Source organism: Psychrobacillus sp. FJAT-21963 (genome assembly GCF_001420585.1).
Taxonomy (GTDB): Bacteria; Bacillota; Bacilli; order Bacillales_A; family Planococcaceae; genus Psychrobacillus.
The window spans coordinates 129347-140713 of record NZ_LJIY01000003.1; the positions used below are offsets into that span (position 1 = coordinate 129347).

Annotated in this window: 14 protein-coding genes; 9 read left to right on the forward strand and 5 right to left on the reverse strand. The window is 33.6% G+C overall.

What is annotated here, in order from left to right; genetic code table 11:
* Window positions 1-41 precede the first annotated feature (41 nt).
* Window positions 42-1292 (forward strand): MFS transporter, encoded by a 1251-nt coding sequence (locus AN959_RS10240; RefSeq protein WP_056830509.1) that lies wholly within the window; start codon window positions 42-44, stop codon window positions 1290-1292.
* Window positions 1293-1648: 356 nt separating this feature from the next.
* Here the strand turns inward: AN959_RS10240 and AN959_RS10245 are convergent, their stop codons facing one another.
* Both AN959_RS10245 and AN959_RS10250 read right to left on the reverse strand, forming a co-directional pair.
* Window positions 1649-1870, reverse strand: coding sequence for a TM2 domain-containing protein (locus tag AN959_RS10245; protein WP_053591798.1), 222 nt, complete (start codon window positions 1868-1870; stop codon window positions 1649-1651).
* 147 nt (window positions 1871-2017) lie between these two features.
* On the reverse strand, window positions 2018-2314 hold the full coding sequence (locus tag AN959_RS10250; protein ID WP_056830511.1) for a DUF3915 family protein: 297 nt from the start codon (window positions 2312-2314) through the stop codon (window positions 2018-2020).
* Window positions 2315-2580: 266 nt separating this feature from the next.
* Between AN959_RS10250 and AN959_RS10255 the strand changes: the two genes are divergently transcribed.
* The 5 genes from AN959_RS10255 (at window position 2581) to AN959_RS10275 (ending at window position 5533) form a co-directional block, all read left to right on the forward strand.
* Complete coding sequence (locus AN959_RS10255) at window positions 2581-3012, forward strand: GNAT family N-acetyltransferase (RefSeq protein ID WP_056830513.1); 432 nt, start codon at window positions 2581-2583, stop codon at window positions 3010-3012.
* Window positions 3013-3074: 62 nt separating this feature from the next.
* On the forward strand, window positions 3075-3356 hold the full coding sequence (locus tag AN959_RS10260) for a hypothetical protein (RefSeq protein WP_056830515.1): 282 nt from the start codon (window positions 3075-3077) through the stop codon (window positions 3354-3356).
* Window positions 3357-3478: 122 nt separating this feature from the next.
* Window positions 3479-3820, forward strand: a complete 342-nt coding sequence (locus AN959_RS10265; RefSeq protein ID WP_253278905.1) for a hypothetical protein — start codon at window positions 3479-3481, stop codon at window positions 3818-3820.
* Between the two features lie 233 nt (window positions 3821-4053).
* A complete protein-coding gene (locus AN959_RS10270) occupies window positions 4054-4539 on the forward strand; it encodes a hypothetical protein (protein WP_056830518.1) in 486 nt (161 codons plus the stop codon).
* Window positions 4540-4717: 178 nt separating this feature from the next.
* Window positions 4718-5533, forward strand: coding sequence for an undecaprenyl-diphosphate phosphatase (locus AN959_RS10275; RefSeq protein ID WP_056830521.1), 816 nt, complete (start codon window positions 4718-4720; stop codon window positions 5531-5533).
* A 196-nt stretch (window positions 5534-5729) separates the two neighbouring features.
* Here AN959_RS10275 and AN959_RS10280 read toward each other — a convergent pair whose 3' ends face one another.
* Window positions 5730-6500: an SDR family NAD(P)-dependent oxidoreductase gene (locus AN959_RS10280; protein WP_053591805.1), complete on the reverse strand. Its 771-nt coding sequence runs from the start codon at window positions 6498-6500 to the stop codon at window positions 5730-5732.
* A 115-nt stretch (window positions 6501-6615) separates the two neighbouring features.
* On the reverse strand, window positions 6616-7380 hold the full coding sequence (locus AN959_RS10285) for an SDR family NAD(P)-dependent oxidoreductase (protein WP_056830523.1): 765 nt from the start codon (window positions 7378-7380) through the stop codon (window positions 6616-6618).
* A gap of 186 nt (window positions 7381-7566) precedes the next feature.
* On the opposite strand from AN959_RS10285, the gene AN959_RS10290 reads away from it, so the two are divergent.
* Window positions 7567-8169: a TetR/AcrR family transcriptional regulator gene (locus tag AN959_RS10290; protein WP_056830525.1), complete on the forward strand. Its 603-nt coding sequence runs from the start codon at window positions 7567-7569 to the stop codon at window positions 8167-8169.
* A gap of 520 nt (window positions 8170-8689) precedes the next feature.
* On the opposite strand, the gene AN959_RS21310 is transcribed toward AN959_RS10290, so the two are convergent.
* Window positions 8690-8830, reverse strand: a complete 141-nt coding sequence (locus tag AN959_RS21310; protein ID WP_172794352.1) for a hypothetical protein — start codon at window positions 8828-8830, stop codon at window positions 8690-8692.
* A 792-nt stretch (window positions 8831-9622) separates the two neighbouring features.
* Here AN959_RS21310 and AN959_RS10300 point away from each other — a divergent pair.
* Window positions 9623-10330, forward strand: a complete 708-nt coding sequence (locus AN959_RS10300; RefSeq protein ID WP_056830527.1) for a DNA alkylation repair protein — start codon at window positions 9623-9625, stop codon at window positions 10328-10330.
* Window positions 10331-10512: 182 nt separating this feature from the next.
* Window positions 10513-10956, forward strand: a complete 444-nt coding sequence (locus tag AN959_RS10305) for a cell wall hydrolase (protein WP_056830530.1) — start codon at window positions 10513-10515, stop codon at window positions 10954-10956.
* The last annotated feature ends 411 nt before the right edge of the window (window positions 10957-11367 follow it).

The window sequence follows — 11367 nt, forward strand, 5'->3', positions numbered from 1 at the left end:
ACTTTAAATGCAGGAAATATATAGAAAAGGTCGTGAATAAGATGAATACGGAATATGAAAATTGGAAAAAGAATATTATTATCTTTTTAAGTAGCCAGACGATATCCCTTTTTGGTTCCTCACTGGTTCAATATGCAATTATGTGGCATATAACACTCACTACACAATCAGGAATGATGATGACACTATTTATATTATGTGGATTCATCCCTACATTTATTTTATCGCCTTTTGCTGGAGTGTGGGCAGATCGATACAATCGGAAGGTACTCATTATCTTATCAGATGGACTGATTGCTATAGCAACTCTCGTAATGGCAATTGTCTTCTTAATGGGATATGAGGCTATTTGGCTATTGTTTGCCATGTCAGCTATTAGAGCAGTAGGAACAGGTATTCAAGGTCCAGCAGTAGGGGCTATTTTGCCGCAAATTGTTCCAGAGGATAAGCTGACGAAAGTAAGCGGAACTAACGGAAGTATACAGGCTATTATAATGTTCGTGTCTCCTATGGTGAGTGCGGCATTGCTTACGATGGCTACATTAGAAATCATTTTCTTTATAGATGTGGTAACTGCAGCTATAGCGATTGTAACTTTACTCGTATTCTTAAAAATTAAGGTACATGCAAAGGCTTCCGAAGCACAAACGACAAGTTATCTTAATGATTTTAAAGCAGGTTTAACATATATTAATAACCATGCTTTTTTGAAAAAGTTCTTTTTGTTTTTCGCGTTGTTTTTTGTTTTGATGGCGCCAGCCGCATTTTTAACTCCTTTACAAGTGACTCGAAGCTTTGGCGATGATGTATGGCGATTAACTGCAATCGAAATTGCCTTTTCGGTTGGAATGATGGCAGGCGGAGGTATTATTGCTTCTTGGGGAGGTTTTGCAAACAAGGTGCATACGATGACACTTGCCAGTATTATAATGGGAATTTGTACGATTGCGCTTGGGATTATGCCAATATTTTGGGCATATTTACTCTTCATGGCGATATTCGGGGTCTCAATGCCAGTTTTCAATACACCTACAACTGTACTAATTCAAGAACGAGTTGAGGGTGATTACTTGGGTAGAATATTTGGTGTTTTTGGGATGATTGCTACTTCAATGATGCCAATAGGGATGCTCATATTCGGACCAATGGCAGATATTGTGAGAGTTGAATGGATTCTATTGGGTACGGGAGTGCTAATGTTATTACTTAGCCTATTGTTAGGAAGAGACAAAGTATTATTAAAAGCAGGTGAGCCTGTAGTTGTTCCAGATTCTTCTGATCTAACTTCATAATTTATAAACACCTTGAGATGGTTAAATCGCCGTTTCAAGGTGTTTTTGCTAGGTTTTTTCCAAAGAGGGAGCTACTCAGAAAAATACCGATATGTATAAGAATAATATTAATGACACGCACCACGGGACTGATAACGCCAAATTTTATCTCTACGTCCCATATTAAGTTTAAACTTCAATTCTTGTATACCTTAGAGCGTAATCATTGACCATTGTATTTTGCTATGTAGGCCGTCGTCTTAGGACATCATTCACTTTAGTAATAAATATTAGTATAATTTCAACTTAGATGTAATGACTATTTAGGTTTAAAACTATCATTCGGGAAGTAGAGATATGTATGGCAAATTTTATTATTAGGCTTTAATTAATTTCCCTTTACTATCTGTAAATTTCCCAATAGCAATTATAATAAAATCAATTATTGTCCAAATTCCTAGTCCACCTAGTGTAAGCAACATTAAAATTCCTGTTCCTACTTTACCAGCATAAAACCTATGAACACCTAATGAACCTAAAAAGAAACAAAGTAGTAAAGCTGCTACAAAATTCTTTTCTGAATTCGTGTTTTCTGACATAATATATTCCTCCTTTCACCTGTAATCGAATATTACAGTAACATAGTTTAANAAATATATAAATATAAGTAATATTTAACAATTAATTGTACGAGCAAGGTTTAAAGGGACCTCTATCTTTACAGATGAGATCCCTTCCCTTATAACTTAGTTTCTTTCTATTCGAATCGCTTGAATGTCTTGGCAGTCTACGATAATTGTTGAACCATTATCAGTAAAGATTGCACAGCAAGTATCCCGATCAAAGTTAATAAAAAATACATTATTTAATCTTCGACCACCTTTTAAGAAAACATCAACCTCAGTCTGCATTCTTAATCGTCTTAATTGGTCACAAACACAACCTTCGCAGCGATTTCTGTTACGATCTCTGTTGCGATCTCTATCACGATCACGATCTCTTTCATTTTCAGATTCTCTTAATCTTCTACATTCAGAACACATATTCAATCCCTCCCTTCTGGCATTTAAAATCTAGCCTCATTTATAAACTATGATGATCGATAAAAAGAGATTGAACAATTTGTCCTATAATAATAAAATAGTTATCTTTCTGAGTCTTAAAAAGAAAATATGATGTAGAAGAAAATCTCTCCTTTAACTAAAGGGGTAGTTTAGGTAAACAAGAAAAGATTGTATTCAAAAAAAGGGTTATTTTATATATAATTCCAGTATAAGCCCAAAAAAGTATCCAAAAGGAGAAATGAATAATGAGTCTGCATATTACGAAAGAATTTAATAAAAAGGATAAACAATACATTCATGACGAGCTTTATAAGTTTAATTTAAAACATTTTCCAGAAGATTTAGCAGGCAGATACGAAGAAATCAATTTATTTATAAAGGACGAAAACAGCATTGTCCGTGGCGGAATACTTGCTGAAGCGTGTTGGAATTGGTTAGAAATTCAAACTTTTATGATAGATGAAGATATACGAAAGTCGGGTTTTGGAACTAAATTACTTTTAGAACTTGAGAAGATAGCTTTAGAAAAAGAATGTGATTTTATAAAGGTAGATACTTTGAGTTTTCAAGCATTGGATTTCTACGAAAAGAATGGTTATCAAGTTTACGGGAGCTTAGATAATGTAGGCAGAGACTATAAACATTACTATTTAAAAAAAGACTTAAAGAAATTTTAATGTTATAGACATGATTAATTTTTCGATATCTTGAATGATTTAAAAGAAGGAAGTGAATATTTGTGAAAACATTTAGTATTTGGTCATTTGTTTTTGTTGTTATCGGAATATTATCTTATTTAATGAGTTGGATGATAGACGGATACAGTGAACCTTTTATTTTTATAGGATTCATTTTATTAATTATAGGGGCAATAATAGGTTTTATCGCCATAGCTAAAAAGGAAAAAGGTGGTGCTAAATACATTCCACTTGTTACTTTTTTTGTTGTCTTATTTTTAGTCTCTCTGTATGAACCTTTTCAAATTCTTCGTGTGATTACCTGGCTGAAAAATATTACATAACTAAACGTCTTTTTTATCATTATTCTCTTTAACTAATGGGGTAGTTCACGAAGAAATTAAATGTCTATTTAGACATCCACAAAAGAGGTGAAAATATTAGAAAAATAGGAATTACCATCTTAATGGCCATTTTATACTGTTTTCCATTTGTTTATTTTTCTATGTATCAAGATTTTGCCAACCGTTCAATGCTTGGGTATTTGATAATGATTGTTGTGACTTCACTTCTTGCATTTTTCGGGAAATTCTTTAGTAATTCAATCCCATTTATTATTGGTAATATATTATCTGTAATAACTTCATTTTATTTCATCCATGAGATGACGGGAAACGAAAGATGGAATGGTTATTTTAAGCCGTTAACAACCTATCAATTATTAATGTTGGTTAGTTTTTTGAACTTGATTCCTCAATTCTTCGCATTGAATTTAGCAAATAAATATAAAAATAAAGTTAATGATTAATTGAATTGTGGAGTAATATCCTTAGGGTTAGAATAGTAACAATATTGATTAACATAGTTAATTGAAAAGAGGTTTAAGGAAAAGCTGTTTATTATGATCGATCACTTACTTTGAGTTCGATAAAGGTTAGTAAATATTCATCAGTTTATGAGAGCATTGGTCCAAGAAGGATTACTGCTCTTTTTTGTTGAACTAAAGTGGCAGGAATGTATTTTATCTAGGGAGGGGCTATTGTGAGGAAGCCAGGCTTACAACCGCTTTTGATTTTAGATGTATCGATACTTGTTATAAGTAGTGCTTTTTTTATGAAGAATATTGAATTGAAAAAGGAGCTAGGTGAGCAATATCAAAGAGAAATGCTTCAGGCAAGTGGCTATTTAAAGGCTTTATCGAGGATGTCATCTAAAGAGCTACAGGCATTTGGAGAATCTAATCTTTTTCTATATCAGCCTTACTTTTTATCGGATATTTCCTTTACTATTCACCATCAAGAATTAGCTAGTCTATTAAGGGAAACCAACCATCAATTGTATACGGTAAATTCTCTAAATGAGGAGGAGCTAACAGCATTACATACAGATTTACGGAAGCTAGTCTTTACAGTGAATGACTTAATCGAAGAGGTAGGAGATAAAAGAATGGATTGGTACCAATTTTATCAAAGACCATCTAAAAGTGTGATGGAGCGAATTGATGAACGTCTAGCTTTGGAATATTAGTAGGAAGGCAAAGAGCTGTTTTGTTATTGGTTTTTACTTTTAATTAAAGACACGGTGACGAAAATGTAACATTAGTCCATCAAATTGTTAGATTAATCGATGGTTTATCTGAATTCAGTTTAATATATTTAAAATTAACAGACGTTGTTCTGGAATGAGTGTTTAAAGGGAGGTAAAAATGGGAGAACTAGACATTGTATTAATAACCAAAATGATAATAATTGGCTTAGTTCAAGGCTTTACAGAACCAATACCAGTGTCCTCTAGCGGCCACGTGATGATTGTCAGTGAGATTTTGGGGTTAGGTGAGCAAGGATTTACTTTTGCTATATTAACAAATACGGCGTCACTTTTTTCAATACTTTATATTTATAGACAAGATATCGTCAGGCTTGCAACCAATTCAATTCGTTATTTAATAACGAAAAATCGTAGCTATAAGAGTGACTTTCGGTTTGTTTGCTTTATTGTCATTGGTACTATACCAGCGGGTGTTCTTGGGATTTTTTTAAATGACTATATTGCAGAAAATGTAAGTATGACAACGATCGCGGTGATGCTCTTTATTACAGGGTTTGCCTTGTGGTTAATTCGCAATATAAAAGGTGTAAAAGACGAGCGGGATATTACGATGAAGGATGCGTTCATTGTTGGATTAAGTCAGGCTGTCGCATTGACCCCAGGAATTAGCCGTTCGGGTGCTACGGTAATTTCAGCAATTGCTATTGGAATGAAACAAGATACAGCACTTCGATTTTCATTTATGTTGTATATTCCTGTAAGCATCGGAGGAGTTATTCTAGGTTTTTCTGATTTTTTGAATGAGCCGAATAAAATAGACTTAGCAATCCCTTATTTAGCTGCATTTATTGCAACTCTATTAATGACCTATTTTGCGATGAAGTGGTTTATGGGAATAATGAAAAATGGTAAGTTGGTTTATTTCACCTATTATTGTTTTATCGTTGGAACATTACTTTTAGTTTTCTTTTAAAGGGCTTTGATACATGTTATAGAGCTAACCAATTCGTTTCTGCATGCCTTTTAGGACATAAGGAATTACTCGGTAAAATGAGAATCGAGCAACATAATACTCAAAAATAGTAAGAAAGCGAAAGGCTAACTCAAAAAGGTAGTTATTCCATTTACCTTTGAGTTAGCCTCCTTCATGGTGAACCATTTAGTTTTGATTAACGACTAGTGTAACCAGCATCAGCATGTATAGTTGTTCCAGTCACATAAGATGACTGATCTGATGCTAACCAAAGACTAGCTTGAGCAATTTCTTCTGCTTGTCCAAATCGGTTTAAAAGACTAAGTTGAGGTGCGTATTGTTCTTCCGTATAGCCAAACTGTTCTAAAGCACCACGTAGCATTGGTGTATCGATCGCACCAGGAGCTACAGAATTAACTCGAATATTTTTGTCGCCATTTTCTAATGCGGCAACCTTTGTCATTCCTACTACACCATGTTTAGCGGCAACATAAGCAATATTGTTTGGCTGAGGTCGGAATCCACTAACAGATGAGATGTTAACAATAGATCCACCCTGACCTTGTTTAATCATTTGTTGAAGTTCATATTTCAAACATAGTGCTGTTCCTTTAAGATCAACAGAGATTAACTTGTCCCAATATTCTTCATCAAACTCTGCAACTGGTTTATCATCTGGTGTTAAAGCTGCATTATTAACAGCTACATCAAGACGACCATATTTTTCTACGGTAGCATCAATCATACTTTTAACTTGATCTGCTTTAGATATATCAACTTTTACAAAATATGCAGTTCCTCCATTAGCTTCAATTTCAGAAACTGCTGCTTGTCCTTTTTCTTCGTTAAAGTCGGCAACTACTACTTTAGCTTTTGCTTCTGCAAAAAGTTTTGCTGTAGCAAGTCCCATACCCATTGCTGCACCTGTTACAATTGCTACTTTACCCTCTAGTACTGGAAACGTCATTTCAATCACTCATCCTCTCAGATTGTAGTTTTTCATCTAGATTGCGTGTTTTTGAAAATACTTTGTATATTTTCCTTCTATAATAAACGTTTTTACCTTTTGGCAATTGAAATTCTTAGCGCGCTGTCCAAGCGCCATCAACTGTAACGACTTCACCATTGATGAAATTAGATTCGTCTGAACCTAGGAATAATGCGGTTGCTGCGATATCTTCAGCTTCCCCTCCATTAAATGGTCCAAGATCTGCAAATGTTTCTGCACCAAGTGGATCTAATTTTGTTATATTAGCTGTCATACCAGTTGCAATTGAACCTGGTGCAATTACATTCGCACGAATCTTACCGTTTTCTCGACCATAAAATGCTGCTATATTTTTTGTAAGACCGATTACAGCGTGTTTAGACATAGTGTAAACTGCACCACCACGAGCACCTAGGTAACCAGCAATTGATGCAACATTTACGATTGTTCCGCCAGATCCTTGTTCTTTAAATACTTTGATTGCAGAACGGCATGCATAAAATTGACCGTTTAAGTTAACACCCATTACACGTTCAAATAATTCGTTTGAAGTGTTTTCAACTGATGCCATGTTATCAAAAATTCCAGCAATATTTGCTAAAATATCTAATTTACCGTACTCATCTAATGCTTTTTGAATCATTGCATCTACATCTTCTTCTTTCGATACATCTGTTTTAATTACAACAGCTATACCCCCAGCTGCTTTAATTTCTTGTAGCGTCTCATTCATTGAATCTTCGTTAAACTTAGCTAAAACAACTTTAGCGCCTTCTTTTGCGTATAATTTTGCAGTCGCACGTCCCATACCAGAACCTGCACCTGTTACGATTGCTACTTTTCCTGCTAATCTTGTCATATTGATCTTCTCCTCCTAAAAATGGTTCATAATATAAGGGAATATATCTTGATATTGAGATATTTTAAAACATCTCAAGCATAAAGCATTCATGGAAGGGCTTCAATATGCAATAATGAGAGAAGTGTACGTTAATGAACAAATGAATGGATTTTGTAAGTTAAAAGTATAAGAAGGAGCATTTTTATGCCAATTAATTATCCTGATAAACGTGTAAAAAGAACAAAAGAGATTTTTAAAGCAGTCTTATTAACATTGATGGAAGAAAAATGCTTTCATAACATTACGATTACAGAAATCGTAAAAGCTGCGGATTACAATCGAGGAACTTTTTATGCCCACTATGAAAAAAAAGAAGATTTATTGGATGAGATAATTGAAGAGATGTTTGAAAAAATGACCGAAGCTTATAGGAAACCATATCTCAATTTATCAGTTGTAGATTTCAATGAAATCCCTTCTAATTCAATTGTCTTATTTGATCATTTCTTAGAAAATAAAAAATTTTATAAGCTGATGTTTAGTCCAACTACAAATTATAATTTTCATGAAAAAATGAGAAAAAGATTAGATCAGTTATTCAGAGAAGAGTTTGAATTTTCGTTTACAGAGATAGATCCTAATATTGACATAAACCTTTTTAGCACGTATCGGATACATGGCATTATTGGATTAATATTAGAATGGATTGACAATGATTTTATCCAATCATCTTCGTATATGGGAGATCAACTCATACATATATTGAGATTTTATACACCGAAAATCTATATAAAAGATAAAAAATAAATGGAATATTATCGGGATACATTCAATTTATGAATTAAGAAAGACTTAAACTAACGCAGCAGGTTAGTCCAAATGAAAATGATAAAATGACAGCGAATCATTCTAATAAAGGTGTTGTTATAATTGCTATATGACCCTATCTAAACAAAAGAGGTGGTTTTTTGTTATTAGTTCCTATTATAATCACAATATTTTTCATAATAGTTCAAGCGGATATAAGTAAAAGGGGATTTATTAAGAGTAGTTTTATAATAGCCCTTCTTTATTCGTTTATAATAATAGCTTTTTTTCAAACATCCAACATATTAGTAATGATGTTATTAGTCTGTATAAGTTTATGGTTAATGTTTTTTGGGGCACTTGCAATGGGTTAATAAACATCACCTGAGAGTATATTGGGTCGTGGAAATTTTCATCTCCATTACCGAACATACATAAGAAGAGGTTTAGTTGAGACTGTGAATTTTTTCGTGTACAACTTTGGGGCAGATTAGTTGAAAAAGGAATATCGTCAATGTAATCATTCTTCCTTTTCAACATAGAGAAGGTAAGCTTCTGATAAGAAAATAATGTCACTAATTATTTGTTCTTTTATTTGGAAATTATCACATTTGTAATAATCATCTACCAACCGATAAATTTCATGAACTATCAATTCCATGGGTACCGAACTCCTTCATATAGTTCTAAGATCTTTAATGACACTGTAAAATAATAAAGGCATATAATACTTGAATAAAGATATAGAGATTTGCAGTAACAATTATTCAATTAAGATAAAAAATAGATTTAAAGTAACAGGGGGGAACTGGGAGTAGAGGTTAAATTCTTCTCAGTTTCCCCTTCTATAGTTTATTCAAAATATTAATAGTGTAATAAGCACCTAAAAAAATAAAAAACCAAGATCAGACTTTCCCAACTGATCTTGGTACTGGTTTTACCAGTATAGACAAACTACAAGAAATGATACTATTAAGGGGTTATTCAACCAAAGATTGTCAATGGGAAAGTAACCTAGGGTTGTCTTATATAATATTCAACAAATAGATATGTTGTTAATGTTAACACCCCATATAAGTCTACATTTCGAACATTATTTACATTAAAAAAGAAGGTGCTTGCTCAACTAATGGGCAGTTTAGTGGGTTTTTATGTCCCATTTGACAAAAAACTATAAAAGAACAAGTAATGGAAAAAAATGAAGGTCATGATGGAATTTCTGCTAGAGACAAGCGAGTTATTAAAGATGGATGACGTCAAGTTATTGAAATTGCTTCCAATTTAAAATTAAGAGTTTAAAATTAAATGTATAAACCACTAACCCCTTGTGTTCTTTCATACATGCTGTACATGCCGGCTTTGCTGTAAAGGTTTGTTATAGGATAATTGTGATGGAATTGATGGGTAAAATATTTAGGCAGAAAAAACTACAATAAAAAAGGAAGGTTAAACGATGAATTTACAAATGGTTATGCAGGAACTTGAGGCCCTCGGCAAAGAGCGGACCAAAAAAATCTACCAATCAAATGGTGCAATCGAGCCTCTTTTTGGTGTTGCTACAGGTGCTATGAAGCCAATCGCTAAGAAAATAAAAGTAAATCAACCTTTAGCTGAACAGCTATACTCTACAGGGAACTACGACGCAATGTACTTTGCAGGTATAATCGCAGACCCAAAGGCAATGACTGAGACGGATTTTGAGCGTTGGATCGATGGAGCGTATTTTTATATGCTATCCGATTATGTAGTTGCAGTAACATTAGCAGAAGCAGATATTGCACAAGACGTTGCTGATAAATGGATTACAAGTGGGGAAGAATTGAAAATGTCTGCGGGATGGAGTTGCTACTGTTGGCTTTTGGGTAATCGAATGGACGTTGAATTTTCGGAAAGCAAGATTGCCAATATGCTTGAAATTGTGGAAAAAACGATTCATGATTCTCCAGAACGAACTAAATCCGCTATGAATAATTTCATATACACAGTGGGGATTTCATATTTGCCGCTCCATGAAAAGGCGGTAGAGACTGCAAAAGCAGTAGGTCCAGTAGAAGTAAAGCGGGACAAGAAAAAAAGCAGTTTCCTACTAGCTTCCGAAAATATTCAAAAGGAAGTTGATAAAGGTAGGATTGGTTTCAAACGAAAATATGTAAGATGTTAAACAATAGCCTTATTTCGAGAACAATCTTTTAACATCTGAGGGTTGATTGTTAAAGGTATAAGAAGAATGCAATAGTTTACATCCAACTTAAAAACTGCAAGCATTAAAAACTAAGCATTATATTTTATTAAGAATGACATCAATAATGGCATATTTTCATACTATATATTTGAGGTGAAAAAATGCCAAGAGTAAATTACAAAAGTTCAGATGTTGACTTAATGGCAAGGATGATGAGAGCAGAAGCCGAAGGTGAAGGCAAACAAGGGATGTTATATGTTGGAAATGTAATTGTTAATCGTGCTAAAGCAGATTGTTCAGACTTTAAAGATGTAAGAACAATTGAAGATGTCATCTTTCAAATTCAAGGAGGAAATTATTCTTTTGAAGCTGTTCAAAAAGGTAATTTATTTTATCAAAGAGCGAGATCTGCTGAAAAAAGATTAGCAAAACAGGCTTTGGATTATTGGAGAGATCACCCAGGGAAATATGCACTTTGGTATTTTAATCCATATGCTCCATGTCCTCCAACATGGTATGATCAACCTTTAGCTGGGCAATATAAAAATCATTGTTATTATGAACCAGCACCTGGAACATGTGAAAGTGTTTATATTGGTCGTTAGGTTCTAGGAGCTATTATTAATTCTGGAATGTTATTGCAATTTTTCCTGTTTAGTTGTGCTTTAGATAGAAGCAAATTCAGTAGGTAATGTAATAGTTGTCGGTTTAAAAAAATTTCAAAGTGTTATTTTGAAGTATCTCACGAAATAAAAAGGGAACTCCTGATGTTAGCAGGTGTTCCCTTTTTTATATATCGAACATATAGATCATATAGTAGATAAATCTATAAAAATACAGGACTTCAAGGTGTGAAGTATACCAATGTAATGCTAATAATAGTATGCAAAAGCAAATGCCATACATAATTTTCCCCATAAATTTGCCCAAATCCACTTATTGAACCTTTTCACTGTCAGCCATTGTATTTTAATGAGAGAGTGTGATGCTCCTTTTCCTCTTGACCCGATTCTCCG

Coding starts and splice junctions, on each gene's coding strand:
- AN959_RS10265 (WP_253278905.1), top strand. CDS start 3,479: ATGGCCATTTTATACTGTTTTCCATTTGTTTATTTTTCTATGTATCAA.
- AN959_RS10240 (WP_056830509.1), top strand. CDS start 42: ATGAATACGGAATATGAAAATTGGAAAAAGAATATTATTATCTTTTTA.
- AN959_RS10275 (WP_056830521.1), top strand. CDS start 4,718: ATGGGAGAACTAGACATTGTATTAATAACCAAAATGATAATAATTGGC.
- AN959_RS10305 (WP_056830530.1), top strand. CDS start 10,513: ATGCCAAGAGTAAATTACAAAAGTTCAGATGTTGACTTAATGGCAAGG.
- AN959_RS21310 (WP_172794352.1), bottom strand. CDS start 8,830: ATGGAATTGATAGTTCATGAAATTTATCGGTTGGTAGATGATTATTAC.
- AN959_RS10245 (WP_053591798.1), bottom strand. CDS start 1,870: ATGTCAGAAAACACGAATTCAGAAAAGAATTTTGTAGCAGCTTTACTA.
- AN959_RS10255 (WP_056830513.1), top strand. CDS start 2,581: ATGAGTCTGCATATTACGAAAGAATTTAATAAAAAGGATAAACAATAC.
- AN959_RS10300 (WP_056830527.1), top strand. CDS start 9,623: ATGAATTTACAAATGGTTATGCAGGAACTTGAGGCCCTCGGCAAAGAG.
- AN959_RS10285 (WP_056830523.1), bottom strand. CDS start 7,380: ATGACAAGATTAGCAGGAAAAGTAGCAATCGTAACAGGTGCAGGTTCT.
- AN959_RS10290 (WP_056830525.1), top strand. CDS start 7,567: ATGCCAATTAATTATCCTGATAAACGTGTAAAAAGAACAAAAGAGATT.
- AN959_RS10280 (WP_053591805.1), bottom strand. CDS start 6,500: ATGACGTTTCCAGTACTAGAGGGTAAAGTAGCAATTGTAACAGGTGCA.
- AN959_RS10250 (WP_056830511.1), bottom strand. CDS start 2,314: ATGTGTTCTGAATGTAGAAGATTAAGAGAATCTGAAAATGAAAGAGAT.